Raw genomic sequence first — 19999 nt, 5'->3', positions numbered from 1 at the left:
CCGCTGATAGTCAGGCGGCACTTTTTTTTGCAGAGCTTCTTAGTGAATGGCGTTTTTCTTGAACTGCCCGCCGCGTACATCGTGGATGTTGCCGACTGCCAGGAAGGCATTCGGATCAAGCTCCTCGACGATCAGCTTCAGCTTGGCTTCTTCCAGACGGGTGATGATGCAGAAAATGACTTTCTTGTCATCTCCGGTATAACCACCCTCCCCTTTCAAGTAGGTGATACCGCGTCCCAAACGGGCAACGATGGCGTCTCCCAACAACTTGTGGTTTTCGCTAATGATCCAAACGGATTTGGATTCCTGGAAGCCTTCGATGGTCAGATCGATCATTTTGAAAGCAATGTAATAGGCAATCAGCGAGTACATCGCGCGATCCCAACCGAATACGAATCCGGCACTGCTCAAAATGAATAGGTTGATAAACATGACGATCTCACCAACGGAGAACGGAGACTTTTTGTTAAACAGTACCGCGATAATTTCCGTACCATCCAGAGAGCCGCCGTAGCGCAGAACAAGTCCTACTCCAATCCCCATGATAATACCGCCGAACACCGCAGCAAGCAGCGGATCATCCGTCAGTCCGGGAACGGGATGCAGCAGAGTGGTTCCGAGGGACATGATACTTACCCCGAAAAGCGTAGAGATTGCAAAGGTCTTTCCGATTTGCTTATAGCCGATTATGAGAAAAGGCAAGTTAAGCAAGAATAGGAAGATGCCAAGAGACAGAGATGTGAGATGCGAGGCAATGATGGAGATACCTACGATTCCTCCGTCGATGATCTTGTTCGGCACCAGAAAAATCTCCAGAGCCACAGATACAAGGGAAGCACCGACGAGAATAAAGAAGATTCTCTTCAGCAACTTTCCAATGGGTAATTTTTGATGAGTCGATTGTGCATTGAGTTGTTCCATCGTTTCTCTCCCCATTGTGAAATTTTGTACCTTTTTATTATAACATTCATTTTTGCTTGACTACTGCTCAATTGCACATTACACAAAAAAAATAAGCAAATTCTGATATGTATAATTGAATTTTGGCCGCAGATCAATCGGTCATAATCAAATAAGGGCACTCTCCGGTCGCCAGCACGATATCGAGGTCGATTTCTACCGTTGAGCCTTCGCTATTGAGGACGAAGAAGCGCTTGGAGAACGTCTGGCGATAGTGGCAAAGCAGTTGGGCGAACGGCTCCCAATCCGCTTGCAGCATGTTGCGGTTCAGCTCAAAGACGACGTTTTTCGCTTGGGTGGAGAGTACCCGTTCCATGCCGAGAAAAGCTTGGTATTCGCCGCCTTCAATATCGACTTTGACGAAATCAATGCTCTGGTCTGGCGGAAGCAGATCGTCGACGGCGACAGCGTCCACTTCGAGCTGGTCAAATTCATCCAGATAGTGCTTGTGGTAAGCTTCATTGTGTTGTTGCAGCGAGCTGTTGCCGAGGAAGCGACGGGAGGCGTAGAACGAAATGCGCGACTTCCGGGAAAAGGCCGCCAGCCGATAGCTCTGTACGCGGTCGTGAAAATAGTTGATAGAGAGATTGTCCAGCAGAAAGGCATGGCAGCGCGGGTGCGGCTCTAGCGCAAACAGCTTTCCGGTCGGTCCGATCAATTGACCGAGCAAAATGGTAAAATAGCCGATGTGGGCACCCAGCTCTACAACGACCTGACGAGGCTTCACCTGCTGGCAAAAATAGCGGGTCAGCGGGCTCTCATGGGTTCCGTTTGCCGCAAGCTCAACGCCCACACTCAAGTCTTCCGAGGGACTAAGCAGCTTTTTGCCATAGCAAGTCGTGAGCAAAAGCCGATTGTTTCCCAAATAGACAGGGGAATGCATCCAGAAATCAGCTCCTTGTCGCATTTTTGCCAATACAGTACAGCGTATGTACAGCAGGACGTTCTGAGACGTGTTGCTTTTTTGCGCAAGGCATGGCGCAAAAAAGCAGCGGATTTGTCCGACTGGCTCGGTGTCATGAGGCTGTCTTGGCGGTGTGAGCATCATTTTGCGGGCGCCGTGACGATGACTTGACATATATACTGCATACAAACAGCAAAAAGGCCGCCCTTGATGGACGGCCTTGCTTTTTATTCTTTCGTAGCAGCTACTTCAGAAGCAGCTTTATTGGATGCATGGTGATCCTTGTATTCATCAGGGCCGATGATGCCAGCTGCGCGATCTTGTTTCTCCAGCTCCAGTGCTTTTGGCACAGACAGCCAGTAAGAGAGCGCGATTGCAATGACACCTGCGCCGAGCTTGCCGAGCATGACAGGCAAGATGATGTTAGGCTGGAAGTTCGCAGAGAAGGACAAGTGGTCACCCAGCAAGAACGCTGCACATACGGCAAACGAGATGTTTACCACTTTGTCTTTTGGCGGCATGGAACGCACGAGACGGAACATCGCCAAAATGTTTGCGACAGTTGCCAGAAGCCCCGCACTGCCTGTTGGGCTAAGACCCAGCTTGTTACCGAGTGCTTCCAGTGGCTTCGCCGCGTATTTACGCAGCAAGTATACCATCGGGAACGCACCGCAGAGCATGATACCGATATAACCGGCTGTTTCCAGGGCGCGGTACTGGTCTTTCGGGTCGGCGATGATCGGATCGAAGCCCCAAGCGCCAAAGAGGGTAGTAAAGATGCCAGTAAAGTATTGCACGATCGAGAACACGAGTACGAGTTTGATACCAGCGTCCATTGTTTTACCGAAGATCATGAATCCGCGAATCATCAGGTCAGGCATGAAGCGCAGACCAGCGGCAATCGCTATTACGAAAATGAGGATAGGAGACAAGTTCAGCAAAACCTGGCCGATTCCGATTGCAAAAGCGTAGGTGGAGTCAGCATTCGTAGAGATTTCAGCACGCACTTGCGCATTGGTCAAAGAGAGAATGGCACTGGTGATAAAAGCGCCGATCGGAACAGTCAAAATCCCGGACATGACGCCAAGCGCCATGTATTTGTGGTCGCGCTTGTCCAGCATGGCAAGTCCCATCGGAATGGAGAATACGATCGTGGCACCAGCCATCAGACCGACTACCATTGCCATTACCCAACCCTCGGTCGAGCTTTTCAAAATGTTCGCCAATTGGTATCCACCCATGTCAGAGGCCAAAATCGCGGTCGCTGCCAGGGCAGGGTCGGCGCCAATTTTGTGGAAAATCGGCGATACGGCTTTTTCTACAAACCAGGAAATATAAGGGAGAGAGGCCATGATACCGGCAGCAGGTACGAAGATGTAACCGGTTGAGTGAATCCCTTCCATGAACTCCTTGCCAAGCCCTTCATCGCTGTTGCGGATTGCTGCGATCGCACCGATGACTGCGCATAGCATGATGATGTAAATAATGACACTTCCAATGTGCTCCATGGACAACCCCACCTTTTTGAAAGATGTAAACAATAAAAGCGCTTAGGAATCCCTGAAAACAGGATGTACCTAAGCGCCTTTGCTTATTTTGTATGGACTTGTTTAAACAGCTTTATGATTGCTAACCATCTGGAACCGCTTTCAAACAAAGTTAGAAAATAAGCGAAGGAATCACTATCATTGCGTAAAATTTTGAAAACTTCATGCTGGAAAGCGCCATTGCTTTTCGCTGCATTATAACGTGATTATATGGGGAGCGTTGACTATTGTCAACAGCTCTTTAGGGACAAAGTCCGAATTTTATAACGCCGATCGACAAAAAACGACTTTTTCCGCCTGAAAAAGGCAGTAAAAAAAGCCGCCCCGCTATGCAGCAAGGGCAGCTTCGTGAGTCAATTACAGTTTTACAACGTTCTCAGCTTGTGGGCCGCGGTTGCCTTCTACTACGTTGAACTCAACGCGTTGGCCTTCTTCAAGAGTTTTGAAGCCGTCGCCAGTGATTGCGCTGAAGTGAACGAATACGTCGTTTCCGCCTTCAACTGCGATGAAACCATAACCTTTTTCAGCGTTGAACCATTTTACTGTACCTGTTTGCATGGGTGTTACCTCCAACAATATTAAAATGAATATGCAACTTTTATTTGTGGATAAAATAAAATTCACACATTGTGAAAGGTTCAAACATAACTGTAAACCCTTTACAATATGTGAACGCTTTTTTGAAACATCTTTTGTTTAAGTTAATACTACCACAGACAAATGCGGAAATCAATCGCTTACTTTAATATCTTCCCGGTAAAATATAGACAAAGACGGCGAAAAGCTGAAATGGCTTCGCGCCGTCTTGTCATGAGCCGTGAAAAAATTAGGCGAAGAACTTCACGCGCTCTTCGATTGGCTGGAACTGTTTCTCGCCAGGCTGCGCGGTTGGCTTGCCGAACGGCATTTGTGCGATCAGCTTCCACTCGCTTGGGAGGTTCCATGTTTGTTGGACTTCTTCATTGATCAGCGGGTTGTAGTGTTGCAGGGATGCACCGAATCCTTCTGTTTCCAGGGCAGTCCACACGACGAATTGCAGCATGCCGGAGGATTGCTCGGACCAAACCGGGAAGTTGTCTTTGTAGGCTGCGAATTTTTCTTGCAGACCTTTCACTACGCTTTGGTCTTCGAAGAACAGAACCGTGCCGTAGCCATTGCCAAATGCGTTCATTTTTTCTTCCGTAGGAGCGAAGTTTTCGGCTGGAACGATTTTGCGCAATGTTTCTTTTGTGAGGTTCCACAGTTTATCGTGTTGTTCGCCCAAAAGCACAACAACGCGGGCGCTTTGCGAGTTAAAGGAAGATGGAGTATGCTTTACGGCTTCTTCAACAAGCTCGCGGATGCGCTCGTCAGAAGCAACGGCTTCCTTGCTGATTCCATAATAAGTTCTTCTGTCTTTAACGGCTGTAAAAAAGTCTTTGCTCATGATCATTTACCTCCAGGAGATTGTGTTTTATTTACATAGTGGATGAAAAAAGTTGAACTTATTCAACATAATTAACTTACGTTTCGTAACCTAATATATTTTATTAGAAGCACATTGTCAATACCTTTCCGGCAAGGAAGGTGCAGTTTCACTATCAGTATTCCCAATCTCAGTGTAAGTAATTTCCTTTCGCTATACAAACAAGTCAAACACTTTACAGCAAAGAAAAGTAGCGATAACGTGGAGGAGGAAAAAGTTTTTTCAAACAGGATGAAAACAAGCAGGGAGAGCGGAAGGAGGGCAGGCGAAAAGATGCTTGATCAGCAAAAAAAGCAGCGCATCCTGATCGTTACATCGGTAGCGGTTGAACGGGATGCGGTCATCGCAGGTATTGGTGAAGATGAGCGGTTCACCTTTTTAGTCGGAGGCGTGGGGCCAGCAGCTGCGGCTGCCAGCACAGCACGGGCTTTGACCGAAGCTCGCTACGATCTGGTCGTATGTGCCGGAATATGCGGCGGATTCGTCGGACGCGCAGATGTCGGTTCGCTCGTGGTTGCCAGCGAGATTGTGTGCGCCGATCTGGGGGCCGAGACACCGGATGGTTTTCACAGTGTGGACGAGCTAGGGTTTGGTTCTGCGCGCGTACCAGTCCCGGATGAACTGGCAGAGCAGGTGGAGCAAGCGATGTTGCAGGCGGGCTTGCCTATTTATCGCGGGCAAATTTTGACGCTGTCTACGGTGACGGGAACGGCGCAAACGGCGCAGGCACTGGCAGAAAGAATGCCGGGGGCGCTCGCGGAGGCAATGGAAGGCTACGGCGTTGCCATCGCCGCGCAAGCAAGCGGAGTGCCTGTACTGGAGATCAGAACAGTTTCCAATGCGATTGGTCCGCGCGACAAGTCGGCTTGGCGGATCAAAGACGCTCTGGAAGCTTTGCAAAAAGGAAGCGTAGTATTGCGGGAGGTGCTGTAGATGAAGATTGCATTTTCACCGTGTCCGAACGATACATTTGTCTTTCACGCCTGGGCGCATGGCTTGATCCCTGGCGCACCGGAACTGGACATCATGTACGCAGATATTGACATTACGAATACGCTTGCGACGCGGGCGGAAGGCCCGGAAGTGATGAAAATTTCTTACGCCGCCTTGCCGTGGGTGCTGGACAAGTATGCGCTGCTTCCGTGCGGAGGGGCTTTGGGCAGAGGGTGCGGCCCGCTTGTCCTGACGCAAGGCGATTCCGGCGCGAGTGCCAACGATCCGGCCCGGCTGTCCGGCAAACGGGTGGCGGTACCGAGCGAGCGTTCCACAGCTTACTTGTTGTTCCGCTTATGGGCAGCGCAAAACGTCCCGGGAGGCGTCGGAGAAATCGTCGTGATGCCGTTCCATGAAATCATGCCAGCTGTACGAGACGGCAAAATCGACGCGGGGCTGGTCATCCACGAAGCGCGCTTTACTTATCAAAACTACGGTCTTTCACTCATGACCGATCTCGGCAACTGGTGGGAGGCGGATACGAATCTGCCTATTCCTTTGGGAGCGATCATCGCGCGCAGATCGATGGATTTGGAGTCGCTGGCGAACTGGACGCGGGCATCGGTGGAGTACGCCTGGGCGAACCCGACAGCTTCCGAGGAGTATGTCATGTGCCATGCGCAAGAGCTGTCTGTTGAGGTTGCCAAGGCACATATTGACTTGTACGTAAACGAATTTACCCGAGACTTGGGCGAAGATGGCTATGCGGCGATTACTGCCTTGCTCGGTCGTGCAGCCGAGGAAGGGCTTGTCCCGCGCTTCGATCTGTCGCTGCTGCGCGGATAGACAGGTATGGAAAAAAGAAAACGAAAAGCACAGGGGCTGCGTCTCTGTGCTTTTTGGCGTCCATGGCAGGAAGGGCGGGGGAGAGATTGCGGAGAAGCGCTGCTTTTGTCATGGAGTTGAGCTGTGATGGGGCTAGGCGGGCATGATGATGCCGCAGGCGAGTCTTTTTCCGCTATTCCCGGATGGCTGTGTCCGGTAGTCGTCGGGATTTTGGTGAATGATCACTGATCTTCCGACGACATCTGCTGCCCTGAACTTGTTGGTAAAAAAGCTCATTCGCGTGTACCCGTCATTGGAAAAGAGTACGGGGAAGTCGCCGGCATGGTTGCCGTGCGGCTGGTTGGTCGGGTTCCAGTGGCTTCCCGCTGCGGTAAAAGGATCGTCGGCATTGCCGACTGTGCACACGCCGTGGTCGTGCAGGTGAAAGCCAAAAGGACCGATCGGCTGTTGATTGCCGGATGCAGGCTTGTAGGGCGGTAAACCGATCGCTTCCACATACACCTCTGTCCCGTACGGAACGTCCGTGAAGACGACATAGCCGTTCAGGTTCGGAGCCAGCGGCCCGCCCTGAATTTGCGCATAGGCTTGTGTCGGCGCAGCCGGGTATGAGGAAGAAATCATTCTCGCGTCGTAAAAATAAGGCGAATACCCGTTCATTTTCACATCCCCCTCATGATGGAATGGTTACGATGATCATCCTATGTAGCAAATGGGCGGATGGTTCATCGACGAACGAGTCGCTTATGTTGACGCTGATAATTATTATCATCTACAATCAGATGGACTTCCCCATGAGGGACAAAAGGTGAGTAAACGATGAAAAGAGTGCTTTTGATTGAAGATGAAAAAAACATGGCAAGATTTATCGAGCTTGAATTGCGCCACGAATCGTTTTCCGTCGTTGTCGCTGATGACGGAAAAACAGGACTGGAGCTTGCGCTAAAGGAAGAGTGGGATCTCGTACTGCTCGACTTGATGCTGCCGGAAATCGATGGGATCGAAGTGTGCCGCGCCATTCGCGAACGCAAAAAAACGCCGATCATCATGCTGACGGCCAGGGACAGTATCGATGATCGCGTCTCGGGTCTGGACAGCGGCGCAGACGACTACATCCCGAAGCCGTTTGCCATTGAGGAGCTGCTTGCGCGAATGCGGGTCGTGTTCCGCAGACAGGAGGAACAGAGCGACCTGGCGCGGACGAAGCTTGCTTTTCGCGAGCTTGTCGCAGATTTGGAAGCCCGCACGGTAGCAAAAGCCGGCCAAACGATCGAGCTGACGAAAAGAGAGTATGATCTGCTGGTGGTGTTCATGAAAAACATCAACCGCGTATTGCCCCGCGATGTGCTGCTGGACACGGTATGGGGATACGAGTCGGCGGTGGAAACGAACGTGGTCGACGTGTACGTGCGCTACTTGCGCAACAAAATCGACTCGGCACAGGAAGGCAGCTACATTCAGTCCGTTCGCGGAATCGGATACGTGATGCGCAAATGAAAAAATACACCCCGTCGCGACTGTCCAGACTTCCGATCAAATGGAAGCTGACCCTTTGGTCGTCCGTGCTGCTGTTTTGTGTGTTCATCGTCTACAATACCGTCCAATACTTTTTTGTGGAAAAATGGATGATCCATCAGGAGGAACAAGCCACCGAAAAAACGATGCGCGAGATTCTCAATTTTGCTCTGGAAAGGGAGATTTCCTTTGAGGGGGCCGATCTCGACGAAATGCGCGGCTTCCTGCAAAAAATCAACCAGCAAGACCAGCGAATCCGCATCCTCGACGAACAAGGAAACCCGGTCGCTGCCGTGTCCAATGGCATCGAGGACAGCCTGGCAGCCACAATCACAGGCTCCCCGCACGAACAGTGGCGGAGCATGCACGTCAAAGGCAATCTGCTGTTGATGGAGCGGCCGATCACGATTTTTCAGTTTGACGGCACGGTGGAGATTGTAAAAAACATCAACGAATTTGAGCAGCTGAGCGGAGCGCTGTTTCAATTTATGGCGATCGGCTGTCTCGTTGCGGTTATCATCAGCGGCCTCGGGGGGCGGATGCTGGCTCGCCAGCTGGTGAAGCCGCTGCAGGCGATGAATCAGACGATGAAAAATGTGAAGCAAAAAGGGCTGGCTGAGCGGATCGCCTTTTACGACAACCACGATGAGATTGCTACGACGATGAACATGTTTAACGTCATGATGGACAAGGTCGAACGTTCTTTTCAACAGCAGCGGCAATTCGTCGAGGATGCCTCGCATGAATTGCGGACGCCAATCGCGATCGTCGAAGGGCATTTGGGCATGCTGCATCGCTGGGGCAAGCATGACCCTGCCGTTCTGGAGGAATCTTTGCAAATCTCGATTCAGGAGCTGGCGAGGTTAAAAGCGCTGGTAGAAGAACTGCTGGCACTGACGCGGGCGGAAAACTTGCAAATGGATGAAGCAACGGCTGTGTGCGAGCCGGAGCAAGTCATTTTGCAGACGATCAAAAAAGTGAATGTGCTGCATCCGGCTTTCATCATGGAGCGTGACTTGCGAGAGTTGTCAGGAGTGAGGCTTGCGATATCGGTGGAGCACCTGGAGCAGATTTTGCTGATCCTGCTCGACAACGCCGTCAAGTATTCGCGGGAACGAAAACGGATCGCTGTGCAGGCGACGGTGCAAAAAGAAAGAGTGTGTCTGGCCATCAAGGATGCAGGGATTGGCATTCCGGCAAAAGACTTGCCTTTTGTCACAGATCGCCTGTATCGGGTAGACAAGGCACGAAACCGCAAAAGCGGCAGCGCAGAAGGGAACGGGCTTGGTTTGTCGATCGCGAAGCGGCTGGTCGAGCGGTACAACGGGGCTTTGTCCATCGAGAGCATCGAGCAGGAAGGGACGACTGTAAACGTCTTCTTGCCGATTCGCGCGGGCGTGCAATGAGGACGAAAAATGTTTTTTTGATTTTCTCATCGTTTTCTCATTTTGTTTCGCTAGAATAAGCCTTGTCGATTGGAAATGATATTCATTATCAAAACAACCGGAGTAAAGGGGACGAATCAAGATGAGAAAAACAAGCATGCTCGGTCTCATGCTTTTTACGATGCTGACCGTGCCGTTCATGGCAGGCTGCGGTGCCGGACAAGGGCAAGGCGAAGGCAGCGCGAATCAGCCGCAAGCCAGCACGGAAGCGCCAAAAGCGGACGAGAAGGCAAGCAAGGATCAGGTTGTCAACGTATTTACGGCCAGACACTACGAGATCGACAGCAAGTTGTTCAGCGAGTTTACCAAGCAAACCGGGATCAAGGTCAACGAAGTAAAAGGAACTGCCGAGGAGCTGGTTGAACGCCTGAAGCGCGAAGGGGAAAGCTCGGAAGCGGATTTGTTCATCACCGTGGATGGCGGCGTGCTGAACTATGCCAAACAAAATGGCGTTCTTCAACCAATCACTTCCGCCGAGGTAGATAAAAACGTGCCGAGCAAATGGCGCGATTCCGACAATGAGTGGATCGGCATGGCGACCCGCGCTCGCGTCATCGTGTATGCAAAAGACCGCGTGAAGCCGGAGCAGCTGTCTACTTATGAAGATTTGGCGAGCGACAAATGGAAGGGCAAAGTGCTGGTGCGTTCTTCTTCCAACTTGTACAACCAATCGCTGGTCGCTTCTTTCATTGAGCTGAACGGCGAACAGGCTGCCCAGGACTGGTCAACTGGCCTCGTCAACAACCTGGCTCGCAAGCCAGAGGGCGGCGACCGTGATCAGGCAAAAGCCATCGCTGCCAAGATCGGCGATGTTGCGATCATGAACACCTACTACGTCGGGCAAATGCTGAACTCCAAAGACGCCGAAGAAGTGAAGGTCGCAGAAAATATCGGCGTATTTTTCCCGAACCAAACTACGACTGGCACACATATGAACATCAGCGGCATCGGCCTGACCAAGCACGCCAAAAACAAAGACAATGCCATCAAGCTGGTGGAATACATCACGGGCAAAGAAGGCCAAACGATGTTGACACAAGGCAGCTTTGAATTTCCTGTCAACGCCGAGGCAGAGCAGCCAGCGCTGTTGAAAGAGTGGGGAGAGTTTAAAACACAAGAACTGAACTTTGCCAAGCTCGGCGAGAACAACAAAAAAGCCGTTGAACTGATGAACAAGGCAGGGTGGAAATAAAAGATGACGGGAGCTGCGTTGCGAAGAAGCCTGAAACGAAAGTGGAACGGGTGGGTAGCGCTGAGCGTGACAGGGGCCGTTTTGGCCCTTCTCCCGTCTCTTTATATTTTGCTCGGACTGTTTGCTCGAACAACCGAGAACTGGCAGCATATTCAGGAATACATGCTGCTGGACTACGCGCTGCAATCGCTCTTGCTTGTGCTGGGAACCGTGTCCTGTACGATCGTCGTAGGCGTTTCGCTGGCTTGGCTGGTAGCTGCCTACGACTTTCCGCTGCGGCGTTTTTTTTCGTTCGCTTTCGTACTGCCGCTGGCGATCCCGCCGTATATTGCCGCGTATACGTACGGCAACATGCTGAGCTATACGGGGAGTATTCAAACTTTTTTGCGAAATGAATGGGGGCTGGCTCCCGATCAGCGCTATTTTGACATCATGTCCATGAAGGGCGCTATTTTTATTTTCACGCTGTTTTTGTTCCCGTACGTGTATTTGATTGCGAAAACATTCATGGAGAAGCAGAGCGCGGCTTTCATCGAGAACGCCCGCTTGCTGGGGAAAAATTCGTTGCACATCTTTTTGCGCATCGTGCTGCCACTCTCGCAGGCTGCGATTGCCGGCGGGGCAAGTCTCGTTGCGTTTGAAGTGCTGAACGATTTTGGCGTCACGAAGCATTTTGGCATTCAATCGTTTACGGCTGCCATTTTCAAGACGTGGTTCGGCATGTATGACGTCGATTCTGCAATTCGTCTGGCGGCCTGGCTCATGAGCTTGATTATCGGGATTTTTGTGGTCGAACGGCTGGTGCGCAGACGCAAAAAGTTCAGTTCCCCGACCAACCGCATGACGCCATTGCGCAGGAGAAAGCTGAAGGGACTGTCCAAGTACGCGGTGCTGTGCTTTTGTGTCGCAGTCGCAGCTTTGTCTTTTTTCATTCCGGTCGCGCAATTGGCAGTTTGGGCGACGTGGACGTACAAGGAAGTGCTGAACGACGTATTTGTGCAGCTTTTGACCAATACATTGCTGATTTCCTGTATTTCCATCACGCTCTTGATGATTTTGGCGGTCACAGTGGCAAATGTCATTCGCTACTCGCGAACTTCCGTATTTTCGCTGGTCATGACCAGGCTGATCTCCATGGGCTATTCGATCCCGGGAGCGGTATTGTCCATCGGCGTGCTTGCTGTCGTGATTTCACTCGATAAAGAGCTTGCGCCGCTGTACGCCTGGCTGGGCTTCGCGGAAGGCAAGCTGGTCATCAGCATGTCGCTGTTCATGCTCATTTTCGCGTACATCATCCGCTTTCTCGCGGTCGGCTACAACGCAGTGGAAGCGGGGTTTGAAAAGACGGGAAACCGTTATGCGGAGGCGTCCCGCTTGCTCGGCATGGGGATGACGCGCACTTTTTTCAAAGTGGATTTGCCGTTGATCAAGGGCGCAGTAATTACCGGGTTCATCCTCGTGTTCATGGAGATCGTCAAGGAGCTGCCGCTTACTTTGCTGCTTCGTCCTTACAACTTCGAAACTTTGGCGACGAAAGCGTATCAATACGCCAGCGATGAGCAGATTCATCAGGCGTCGATTCCTTCGCTGCTCATCATCGGTGTCGGCATCGTTTCGGTTTACTTTTATCACTGGCTGGGGGAGAGGCAGGCAAAATGAGCTTTTTTCAATTGGAGAATGTCACATTTGGCTATGATACGGGGAGCGGGCCTGTCGTGCGCGATTTTTCGCTGCGCATGGAGCAAGGGGAGATCGTCGGGATACTGGGAAGCAGCGGCTGTGGAAAAAGCACGTTGCTGCGCTTGATCGCCGGGCTGGAAGCTCCTGCGGGAGGGCGGATTTTGATCGCTGGAAAAGTGCTGGTCGATCCGCGGCAGTTTGTCGAGCCTGAGCATCGTGGGGTCGGGATGATTTTTCAAGATTACGCTCTGTTCCCTCATCTGACCGTCGAACAAAATATTTTGTTTGGACTGCATCGGCTGACCAAAAGGGAACGGGAACAACGTCTGGGGGAAATGCTGTCTCTCGTACAGATGGAGGGCTACGGAAAGCGGTATCCGCACGAGTTGAGCGGCGGGCAGCAGCAGCGGGTAGCTTTTGCCCGGGCTTTGGCGCCCCGTCCCGCGATTTTATTGATGGATGAGCCATTCAGCAACCTGGACGCGGATTTGAAAAAGAAAATACGGGAAGATTTGAAGCAGCTGCTTCGCCACGCGCACATCACGACGATATTGGTGACCCATGACAAGGAGGATGCGGAAACGATTTGTGACCGGATCATCCGACTGGCTCGGTGACGGGCAAAGTGTCGCTTTCTCCTCAAAAGTGCAGCATACAGCAAATAGATGGTGTATAATGTGCTTGTAATGATTGCAGTTTACGGTTGGCCTGTCGGCAAGAGCCGTTGAATAAGAGGAGGATGTACGATGAAAGTAGAAGTTTGGTCTGATTTTGCCTGCCCGTTTTGCTATATTGGCAAGCGTCAACTGGAAGGAGCTTTGTCGCAGTTCCCGAACAAGGATCAGGTCGAGGTTGTTTACCGCAGCTTCCAGCTCGATCCAACCATGGAGCGCGATACGAACATGGACATGCATCAGGTGCTGGCGTCCAAATACGGCATGTCGCTTGAGCAAGCAAAAGGCATGAATGACCGTGTAGCTCAACAGGCAAAAGGCGTCGGTCTGGACTATTACTTTGACACGATGATTCCGACGAATACGTTTGATGCCCACCGTCTCGCTCACTATGCGGCTACTCACGGCAAAATGACGGAGATGAAGGAAAGACTGCTGAAAGCGTACTTCACGGAATCGCTGCACTTGGGAGATCACGAAGTATTGGCGCAGCTCGCTTCCGAGGTTGGACTGGACAAAGAGGAGACGCTCGCCATGCTGGCCGGTGACGAATACAAAGACAAGGTGCAGGAAGACAAGCAAAGAGGTGCCGATCTTGGCATCAACGGCGTGCCGTTCTTCGTTTTCAACAACAAATACGCGGTATCCGGCGCGCAGCCTGGAGAAGTGTTCCTGGGAGCGCTGAACAAAGTATGGGAGGAAGAACAGGCTGCTGCCCCTCTCCAGTTTGTCGGCCAGGATGAAAAAGAAAAGACAGCCGGGGACAATTGCGCGGACGGTTCCTGCAAGCTGTAAACGACAGGTTGTGTGAGCATGAAGCTGAATCGAATTGATCAGATAGCCAAGCCGCGCTTTCGGATTGCTGTTCACGTACTGGTCTGGCTCGCCCAGAGTGGCGGAGTGCTGTCGAGCGCGACGATTGCGGCCCAAGTCAAGACACATGCCACTTTTTTGCGGCGTGTCATGGCCCAGTTGACCCGTGCCGGTATTGTGGAGGCAAAAGAGGGGCGCGTCGGCGGCTACTACATGACGAAGTGCCCGAAAGAGTTGACGCTGGCCGATATTTACCGCTCTCTCCCGGAAGAACGCGAGGAAGACAGCCAGGAAGAGCTGGATTGCGGCGAGGTTGGCGTGCAGCTCGATCGGCATTTGGAGTCATTGATGAATCAGGCTGAGCAGCAGCTAATCTTGTTCCTCGAGCGGTATACGCTGGCAGATGTCATGGACAGCATCGGCTTTGGCCAGGTAGAACCGAGCGAAGAATTGCTGGAAATCAAACAGGAAGGCCGACTCTTGTAATGGGAGTCGGTTTTTTTGTGGAAAAAACAGGATATTGCATTTTTTTGCCGAAGCGTTTTGCAGAAGAAGTCCAAAGGAAAAGGAAGAGAGCGCAATGGCATATACATTCGAAGATTTGTACGAAGCAACAGAAATAGACGATTTCGATGAGGTCAAACGGATCTTGCAAAAGCAGCCCGATTTGATTCATGGCAAGGACGAGTATGAGTTTTCCATCTTGCATGCGGCGGTGATGACTGAAGACGAACAGTTGCTTGAATGGTTGATCGCAAAAGGTGCCGATGTTCACGCCAAAAACGATGAGGGCATCACGCCGCTGCACATCGTCTTGTACCCGGAGATTGCCGCCCTGCTGATTCGGCATGGGGCGAATGTCAACGCTGCGGCGCATGACGGAAGTGCCCCGCTGCACACACAAGTGTCTGACGGGGAGGAACGGCTGGATGTCATCGAGGTGCTGCTTGCGCACGGAGCGGATAAAACGCAAAAGGACGATCGTGGTCAGACTCCGCTCGATATTGCCCTTGAACGCGAGGAAAAAGAGATCGCTCAATTGCTTGGACAAGCGGAGTAAGGCTCGGATTTGCTTGGGAAAAGCTGCGCTGATTTACTGGCGCAGCTTTTTGCTTTGCCTTGTTTTGCTTGGCAATCGATTACATATGGCTTGGCGCTGCCGCTCTTTTTTGCAGCGCTTCAATGGCAGGCAGCGTAAAGCAAGCGAGATTTGCGGGGAGGTTGTCCAGAGCGAACCATTTGACTGCCCCGATGGCCCCGCCTTCCTCCATGTTGCGAGCGACCCCGTTCTTGACCACGACTTCGTAGATGGCGGACACCCAATGCTCTCCTGCGTCAGCCTGAATCGTTTCCGCCATGCAGAGCAGGCCGACGATTTCCACATCGAGGTCGACTTCTTCTTTTATTTCCCGAATAACACAGGCTTCCAACTGCTCGTACGGATCGATTTTTCCGCCGGGGATGCTCCAGGTGTCCTTTTGCGGATTCCGATTGCGCCATACTAGCAAAATTTCGTTGCGCTCATTGCGGATGACCGCGCCTACCCCCAGTCGGGGCAGGGTTTCATTGGTTGTGTTCATTGTCATAACTGTGCTCCTTTTGTGCGTAAAAATTCAGCGACGGCATCGTGATCTTGCCGGATCACCAAGGAATGGCAGCCGTTTTTACCGAAGACGAGTTTCCGTCAACGGATAGTGGCTACGTACATGTTGCTTGAAGGTCGCATAACTGCACTCGTATACATGGGAATCGTGGTCGCTTTCGCACAGAAGAGTCATCCCGAGACGGCGGGCAAACCGATTGCCGGCAGCCGTTAACGTATCAATGATGATCGAATGGATGCGAGTGCCGCTTCGTTCGACCTCATCCAGCACGTCGAGATAATGGCGGAGCATGATAGGCAGGGCGCCACTTTTCCGATAAGCATCGGCGACAACGACGCAGGACAAATAGTAATGGGCCGACTCGTTTGGCAGCTTCGGATCGTCCATATCCGCTGTGGTCATGAGGCTGTCGTTGAAACGTCCCGCTGCGATCTGCTCGTAGATGTGTTTCTTGACTGGGAGCAGGTTCATGAAAGCGACAATTTGCCCGTCATCCTCCATGGCGACGATGCTGTCAGGCCGATAGCGATACCAGTTATAGCTTTCCTCGTACGGCGTGATGAACTCGGCGTCATAGTAGGCAAGCTCCAACTGCTCCATCTGCCGAAAATGCTCCAATTGCAGCTGCTCTTGTTTTTTCATGGTTGTGCTCTCCTTGATCAGACTCGATGATGCGTGCATGGTGCAAGGCTGTCTGAAGCCATCGGGTGTTGGAAACTAACTAGCATTTTAACATAGAGCGGAAGCCGTTGTGAAAGAATGGAAAACTCCGATCAGAGAGTGAGTCATGAAAAAAGAGGGGGAACGGCTCCCCCTCACGAAAAAGTTTTCCGTTATTTGTCCTGCAAAATACCGAGGTACTCTTTCCACGGGCCTACGTCTGTCGTGTATCGTTTTGCCATCACGCGAACGATTTGGGCGATGTGCGTCAAGTCGTGGACGACCCAGGTGGAGATCAGCTCCCGCGCTTTTACCGGACCGAATGCCGGGTGCAAGCCGGTCAGCTCCAGATGCTGGTCGGGATCAATCAGCTCGGTCAGTCTGGCGATATTTTGCAGGCGAATCGTCTTGAAGTCTTGCAATTTTTCTTCCAAAGATGTCTCGGCCTGATTGTTCAGATGGGCAAAACGGTCAAACGGAGGGAACGGCTCGCTCTCGCCCGCGAGCAAAAGATGTTCCAGTCTCGGTATCCAATTCGTTCGTTCCGCTTCGATCAGGTGCTCCAAAACTTGCAGCGGGCTCCACGTATTTTCGCCTTCCGTGCAGTTGAGCCATTCGCTTGAAAGTCCTCCGAGAGTATGCTGCAACGTCTGCGGTGTGCGCTCCAGCATCCGGGTAGCCTCACGCATTGTGAAATTCATCGAATCGCCCCTTCTGATCCGTGTCCGGATAAGTGTTTATGCGCCAAAACGCTGGCGATACCCACAGCGTTTGCACAATTCCTCGACAGCTTCCCTCCGTGAAAACCCTTCGACGATGGCATTGGCCCGCTCGCCTTCCACAATATCGGTAAACGTTGTCTGCTGAATGTTGCCCAGTTTGATGACTCCTTCGCCGTCCAGACAGCAAGGAACGACTGTCCCGTCGACAAGAATGGCAGCCTGACTGCGCAGCGCGTGGCAAAAGCCGCGGCCCTCGTCGCTTGGAGCTGTCATGCTTGGCCACTGAAACTCGTGATCCTGATTCAAATATACGCGCTCGGCGATTTTCACGCCGCTGCCGGGCACGACTTTTTCTTCAATCTGGTAGTCCAGGCCAAACTCTTTTTCAATCATCTCCAGCGTCTGGCGGTTTCTGCTCTTTTGAATGTTCGTGATGTTGTCCTGGGTCAAATTCCAGAGGCGAAAGGAAAAGATGACGTTGTGTTCCGCAGCATCGCGGACAAAAGAGAGAATTTCCCGCAAGTAGCCTTCGCGGTCGGTGGAACCGATATGGCCGTCAAAGCTGTGCAGGGAGAAGTTCATTTGCCGCAGGGCAGGCTTTCCCAACAGCTTATGCCGATTTTTCGCGATCAATGTGCCGTTGGTCGTGATGTTGACCTTGAAGCCTTTTTCGTGGCTCACGTCGAGCAGCTCGTCAATTTTTGGATGCAGGAGCGGCTCTCCTTTTACATGCAAGTAAATATGCCGGGTATGCGGCTTGATCTCATCCAGCCGTTTTGCGAAGTTTTCCACTGAGATAAACGTAGCCTTGCGCTCGGTCGGCGGACAGAACGTACAGGCGAGATTGCAAATACTCGTGATCTCTATATAAACTTTTTTAAATGTTTTCAAGATCGTGTCTCCATTCCAGTTGTCCTTTGTTAGTAGGCAGGTATACCTCACATAGTAACATAGGAGGGGAAAGAGGGGGAGCGGTGTATTATGGCGGGAAGTGCTGCCACAGGTTGAAAATGCCTGGCTGCCGGGAAGCGGATGTTTCCTCTGCAATGAGGGCGCGGCATTCCATGTGTCTCAAAAAAACAAGAAGTAACCGTCCGCCAAAGTCCAGCGAGTCGGTTACTTCTATATATAAAGGTATAAAGGGAAACGATCAGGCTATCGCGCCGTTTATTTTTTCACGCTTTCAATATACTTGGTCAGGTACTCCTTCACTTTTGTCGGATCGGCTTTCAGCTCATTGCCTGTTTTCACGAGCGGGCTGACGGTCGAGAAAGCTTTGAGTTTGTTGTTTTTATAGAACTGCAAGATTTCGTCCTGATTGATCGAATAAAGCACAGCTTTTCGCAAATCCTCGCTTGTGGCGACTTCCCGGTTTTTCGTGTTGAACAGCAAATACGTCACGCCGTTGCTTGGCAGAGTTTGCAGCTTCAGCTTGCTTTCGCCTTTGACAATATCGTACTTCGTTTCCGGCACGCCGTAGTACACATGAATTTCGCCGCTGCGCAGGGCGGAAAGCGAGCTGTCTGCATCCTTGATAAAGCGGACGGTAATTTGCGAGACTCGCGGTTCATGCTCGGTGCCCTTCATGTAGCCAGGGTTTTTGTAGAAGACGCCTTCGTAGTCGTTTTTGTAAGCCAAAATATACGGGCCGCTTGCGTACAGCGTGTTGTTGTACTTGTCGCCTTCCGTTACCGTATTTTGATCGCCATACGGGATGTCTTTGTTTTTATCAAAAGTGGCTACGTCGTACGTGTTGATTTTCTCCACTTGCTGCTTGGATACGATGCCTCCCGACTGGTGAGCCAAATAGTTCAATACTTGAGGGAAAGGCTCGGTTGTCGTCAGTTTGACTACCTGATACTTGCCTTCTTTGTTGTTGGCCTGGTTTTTGTCGGCCACGAGTGCGGCAATTTTTGCATTCAAGCCTTTTTCCAGCGCTTCTTTTACTGTTCCGTTGCCGCCGACTTGCTTCACGGCTTCCAATGCTTGCAGGTCGGTTACGATCTCGGCGTTTTTGATATGTTCATGCAGCGTGTAGGTGCGGTGATCCGGGACCGAATTTTTGTCTTTTGCCCGCAGCAGGGAAAAGACAACGTCTTCCGCGCCTACGCGTTCGCCGGAATCAACGGCGGCTTTGTTTTCCACTTTGGCGAAGTGGATATCGTCGCGGAGCAGGAAGTAGTATTCGGAATTTCCGTCAGCGATGCTGTGGTTGAGCGACAGCGACCCTTTGGACGTAATCACGTCATCATCGGTCAGATTGACGAGACGGACATACATATTCGTGTTGAGCATGTTGATGGACCCGTCATTGCCCTTGATCGGGTCGAGCGATGTCAAGGTGGACGACGCCTGTTGCAAAATCAGCGGTGCGCTGGCCCGCTTGGACTTGTCCACAAAATCAAGCTCTTCCCACGGCAAGGAACGGGACTTGGACAGCCGGATCGATTTCTCGTCGACGACTTCCTTGTTGAACGCCTGACTTTTCAACGAATTGTACAACGGCACGATGTAGGCTTTGTCCGTTACGAGGCGCTGCTCGAATTTTTTGTAAGTCTCACTGAATTGGTCCGGTGTTTGTGTCGCCGCTTCATCAATCAGTTTGTCGATCTCGGGATCGGCCAATTTGCTGTAGTCGCCGCCTGTCTTGAACAGGGAACGAACCGCATAATCGGGGTTTCCGGTCACGGTCGTCCAACTGGACAGGGAGATATCGTAGTTGCCTGCGTCTTCCTGGGTCTTGAAGCTGCCGTAGTCGGGTTGCAGGTTCAGCTTGACGTTAAAGCCGTTTTTGGTCAGCTGATCGCGGATAATGTTGAGATCGGATTCGCCAGAGCTTTGTCCGAGCAATTCGATCGTAATGCCGCCTTGTCCTTGCGGTGCAGGGGAAGGGGCGGTGTTGTCGCCGACGGCTTCGCTTTCCGTCTGCACGCTGCAAGCGCTCATGGTGAGCGATAAAGCGAGTCCCAAGGTGATCAAAGCGCGTTTTTTCATGAATGGTTCCTCCTGAACATGACTGTTTTATCTATCTAAAAATTTGCA

21 protein-coding genes are annotated in these 19999 nt (G+C 51.6%); 10 read left to right on the top strand and 11 right to left on the bottom strand.

The genetic code is table 11. The features are described 5' to 3' along the window. Positions 1-39 precede the first annotated feature (39 nt). The 5 genes from IRJ17_RS27760 to IRJ17_RS27740 form a co-directional block, all read right to left on the bottom strand. Positions 40-921, bottom strand: a complete 882-nt coding sequence (locus IRJ17_RS27760; RefSeq protein WP_173597104.1) for a YitT family protein — start codon at positions 919-921, stop codon at positions 40-42. A gap of 133 nt (positions 922-1054) precedes the next feature. Beyond that, positions 1055-1843, bottom strand: a complete 789-nt coding sequence (locus IRJ17_RS27755; RefSeq protein WP_122966207.1) for an FkbM family methyltransferase — start codon at positions 1841-1843, stop codon at positions 1055-1057. Between the two features lie 248 nt (positions 1844-2091). Continuing rightward, positions 2092-3372 (bottom strand): ethanolamine utilization protein EutH, encoded by a 1281-nt coding sequence (gene eutH, locus IRJ17_RS27750; protein ID WP_063230453.1) that lies wholly within the window; start codon positions 3370-3372, stop codon positions 2092-2094. Positions 3373-3768: 396 nt separating this feature from the next. Continuing rightward, the gene (locus tag IRJ17_RS27745) at positions 3769-3969 is read right to left on the bottom strand and encodes a cold-shock protein (protein WP_063230452.1); all 201 of its coding nucleotides are present in this window, start codon (positions 3967-3969) and stop codon (positions 3769-3771) included. 268 nt (positions 3970-4237) lie between these two features. After that, positions 4238-4837 (bottom strand): nitroreductase family protein, encoded by a 600-nt coding sequence (locus tag IRJ17_RS27740; RefSeq protein ID WP_122966205.1) that lies wholly within the window; start codon positions 4835-4837, stop codon positions 4238-4240. 312 nt (positions 4838-5149) lie between these two features. On the opposite strand from IRJ17_RS27740, the gene IRJ17_RS27735 reads away from it, so the two are divergent. After that, the gene (locus IRJ17_RS27735) at positions 5150-5809 is read left to right on the top strand and encodes a futalosine hydrolase (protein WP_242772577.1); all 660 of its coding nucleotides are present in this window, start codon (positions 5150-5152) and stop codon (positions 5807-5809) included. After that, on the top strand, positions 5810-6655 hold the full coding sequence (locus IRJ17_RS27730; protein WP_122966203.1) for a 1,4-dihydroxy-6-naphtoate synthase: 846 nt from the start codon (positions 5810-5812) through the stop codon (positions 6653-6655). A 132-nt stretch (positions 6656-6787) separates the two neighbouring features. Here IRJ17_RS27730 and IRJ17_RS27725 read toward each other — a convergent pair whose 3' ends face one another. Further along, positions 6788-7312, bottom strand: coding sequence for a superoxide dismutase family protein (locus tag IRJ17_RS27725; RefSeq protein WP_122966202.1), 525 nt, complete (start codon positions 7310-7312; stop codon positions 6788-6790). A gap of 159 nt (positions 7313-7471) precedes the next feature. Here IRJ17_RS27725 and IRJ17_RS27720 point away from each other — a divergent pair, with 159 nt between their 5' ends. From IRJ17_RS27720 to IRJ17_RS27685, 8 genes are all read left to right on the top strand, one after another. Further along, positions 7472-8149 carry a response regulator transcription factor gene (locus IRJ17_RS27720; protein WP_242772575.1) on the top strand — a complete coding sequence of 226 codons (678 nt, stop codon included), beginning with the start codon at positions 7472-7474 and terminating at the stop codon, positions 8147-8149. Beyond that, entirely contained in the window at positions 8146-9573 is a 1428-nt protein-coding gene (locus IRJ17_RS27715) for a HAMP domain-containing sensor histidine kinase (protein ID WP_122966200.1), read from the top strand. The genes IRJ17_RS27720 and IRJ17_RS27715 overlap by 4 nt, the downstream gene beginning before the upstream one ends. Before the next feature lie 121 nt (positions 9574-9694). After that, on the top strand, positions 9695-10804 hold the full coding sequence (locus tag IRJ17_RS27710) for a Fe(3+) ABC transporter substrate-binding protein (protein WP_122966199.1): 1110 nt from the start codon (positions 9695-9697) through the stop codon (positions 10802-10804). A gap of 3 nt (positions 10805-10807) precedes the next feature. Further along, positions 10808-12463, top strand: coding sequence for an ABC transporter permease (locus IRJ17_RS27705; protein ID WP_173597099.1), 1656 nt, complete (start codon positions 10808-10810; stop codon positions 12461-12463). Continuing rightward, positions 12460-13101, top strand: a complete 642-nt coding sequence (locus IRJ17_RS27700; RefSeq protein ID WP_122966197.1) for an ABC transporter ATP-binding protein — start codon at positions 12460-12462, stop codon at positions 13099-13101. The genes IRJ17_RS27705 and IRJ17_RS27700 overlap by 4 nt, the downstream gene beginning before the upstream one ends. 129 nt (positions 13102-13230) lie before the next feature. Further along, positions 13231-13953 carry a DsbA family oxidoreductase gene (locus tag IRJ17_RS27695; RefSeq protein ID WP_173597098.1) on the top strand — a complete coding sequence of 241 codons (723 nt, stop codon included), beginning with the start codon at positions 13231-13233 and terminating at the stop codon, positions 13951-13953. A gap of 18 nt (positions 13954-13971) precedes the next feature. Further along, positions 13972-14457 carry an Rrf2 family transcriptional regulator gene (locus IRJ17_RS27690; RefSeq protein ID WP_242772573.1) on the top strand — a complete coding sequence of 162 codons (486 nt, stop codon included), beginning with the start codon at positions 13972-13974 and terminating at the stop codon, positions 14455-14457. A gap of 94 nt (positions 14458-14551) precedes the next feature. After that, a complete protein-coding gene (locus IRJ17_RS27685) occupies positions 14552-15031 on the top strand; it encodes an ankyrin repeat domain-containing protein (RefSeq protein ID WP_173597096.1) in 480 nt (159 codons plus the stop codon). A 79-nt stretch (positions 15032-15110) separates the two neighbouring features. Here the strand turns inward: IRJ17_RS27685 and IRJ17_RS27680 are convergent, their stop codons facing one another. The 5 genes from IRJ17_RS27680 to IRJ17_RS27660 all read right to left on the bottom strand — a co-directional run bounded on the left by IRJ17_RS27680 (position 15111) and on the right by IRJ17_RS27660 (position 19951). After that, a complete protein-coding gene (locus IRJ17_RS27680; protein WP_370641095.1) occupies positions 15111-15557 on the bottom strand; it encodes an NUDIX domain-containing protein in 447 nt (148 codons plus the stop codon). Between the two features lie 78 nt (positions 15558-15635). Beyond that, the gene (locus tag IRJ17_RS27675) at positions 15636-16217 is read right to left on the bottom strand and encodes a GNAT family N-acetyltransferase (protein WP_242772571.1); all 582 of its coding nucleotides are present in this window, start codon (positions 16215-16217) and stop codon (positions 15636-15638) included. 191 nt (positions 16218-16408) lie between these two features. After that, a complete protein-coding gene (locus IRJ17_RS27670) occupies positions 16409-16936 on the bottom strand; it encodes a DinB family protein (protein WP_122966192.1) in 528 nt (175 codons plus the stop codon). Between the two features lie 36 nt (positions 16937-16972). Next, entirely contained in the window at positions 16973-17848 is an 876-nt protein-coding gene (locus IRJ17_RS27665) for a radical SAM/SPASM domain-containing protein (protein WP_173597093.1), read from the bottom strand. Positions 17849-18124: 276 nt separating this feature from the next. Beyond that, positions 18125-19951 carry an ABC transporter substrate-binding protein gene (locus IRJ17_RS27660; RefSeq protein WP_242772569.1) on the bottom strand — a complete coding sequence of 609 codons (1827 nt, stop codon included), beginning with the start codon at positions 19949-19951 and terminating at the stop codon, positions 18125-18127. Positions 19952-19999 lie beyond the last annotated feature (48 nt).

The organism is Brevibacillus parabrevis (assembly GCF_022701015.1).
GTDB classification, from domain to species: domain Bacteria; phylum Bacillota; class Bacilli; order Brevibacillales; family Brevibacillaceae; genus Brevibacillus; species Brevibacillus parabrevis.
This window is presented reverse-complemented; position numbering and strand designations above follow the sequence as displayed.

What these genes read in the sequence shown, in the direction of transcription:
- IRJ17_RS27760 (WP_173597104.1), bottom strand. Translation starts at nt 921, where the DNA reads ATGGAACAACTCAATGCACAATCGACTCATCAAAAATTACCCATTGGA.
- IRJ17_RS27755 (WP_122966207.1), bottom strand. Translation starts at nt 1,843, where the DNA reads ATGCATTCCCCTGTCTATTTGGGAAACAATCGGCTTTTGCTCACGACT.
- eutH (WP_063230453.1), bottom strand. Translation starts at nt 3,372, where the DNA reads ATGGAGCACATTGGAAGTGTCATTATTTACATCATCATGCTATGCGCA.
- IRJ17_RS27745 (WP_063230452.1), bottom strand. Translation starts at nt 3,969, where the DNA reads ATGCAAACAGGTACAGTAAAATGGTTCAACGCTGAAAAAGGTTATGGT.
- IRJ17_RS27740 (WP_122966205.1), bottom strand. Translation starts at nt 4,837, where the DNA reads ATGAGCAAAGACTTTTTTACAGCCGTTAAAGACAGAAGAACTTATTAT.
- IRJ17_RS27735 (WP_242772577.1), top strand. Translation starts at nt 5,150, where the DNA reads ATGCTTGATCAGCAAAAAAAGCAGCGCATCCTGATCGTTACATCGGTA.
- IRJ17_RS27730 (WP_122966203.1), top strand. Translation starts at nt 5,810, where the DNA reads ATGAAGATTGCATTTTCACCGTGTCCGAACGATACATTTGTCTTTCAC.
- IRJ17_RS27725 (WP_122966202.1), bottom strand. Translation starts at nt 7,312, where the DNA reads ATGAACGGGTATTCGCCTTATTTTTACGACGCGAGAATGATTTCTTCC.
- IRJ17_RS27720 (WP_242772575.1), top strand. Translation starts at nt 7,472, where the DNA reads ATGAAAAGAGTGCTTTTGATTGAAGATGAAAAAAACATGGCAAGATTT.
- IRJ17_RS27715 (WP_122966200.1), top strand. Translation starts at nt 8,146, where the DNA reads ATGAAAAAATACACCCCGTCGCGACTGTCCAGACTTCCGATCAAATGG.
- IRJ17_RS27710 (WP_122966199.1), top strand. Translation starts at nt 9,695, where the DNA reads ATGAGAAAAACAAGCATGCTCGGTCTCATGCTTTTTACGATGCTGACC.
- IRJ17_RS27705 (WP_173597099.1), top strand. Translation starts at nt 10,808, where the DNA reads ATGACGGGAGCTGCGTTGCGAAGAAGCCTGAAACGAAAGTGGAACGGG.
- IRJ17_RS27700 (WP_122966197.1), top strand. Translation starts at nt 12,460, where the DNA reads ATGAGCTTTTTTCAATTGGAGAATGTCACATTTGGCTATGATACGGGG.
- IRJ17_RS27695 (WP_173597098.1), top strand. Translation starts at nt 13,231, where the DNA reads ATGAAAGTAGAAGTTTGGTCTGATTTTGCCTGCCCGTTTTGCTATATT.
- IRJ17_RS27690 (WP_242772573.1), top strand. Translation starts at nt 13,972, where the DNA reads ATGAAGCTGAATCGAATTGATCAGATAGCCAAGCCGCGCTTTCGGATT.
- IRJ17_RS27685 (WP_173597096.1), top strand. Translation starts at nt 14,552, where the DNA reads ATGGCATATACATTCGAAGATTTGTACGAAGCAACAGAAATAGACGAT.
- IRJ17_RS27680 (WP_370641095.1), bottom strand. Translation starts at nt 15,557, where the DNA reads ATGACAATGAACACAACCAATGAAACCCTGCCCCGACTGGGGGTAGGC.
- IRJ17_RS27675 (WP_242772571.1), bottom strand. Translation starts at nt 16,217, where the DNA reads ATGAAAAAACAAGAGCAGCTGCAATTGGAGCATTTTCGGCAGATGGAG.
- IRJ17_RS27670 (WP_122966192.1), bottom strand. Translation starts at nt 16,936, where the DNA reads ATGAATTTCACAATGCGTGAGGCTACCCGGATGCTGGAGCGCACACCG.
- IRJ17_RS27660 (WP_242772569.1), bottom strand. Translation starts at nt 19,951, where the DNA reads ATGAAAAAACGCGCTTTGATCACCTTGGGACTCGCTTTATCGCTCACC.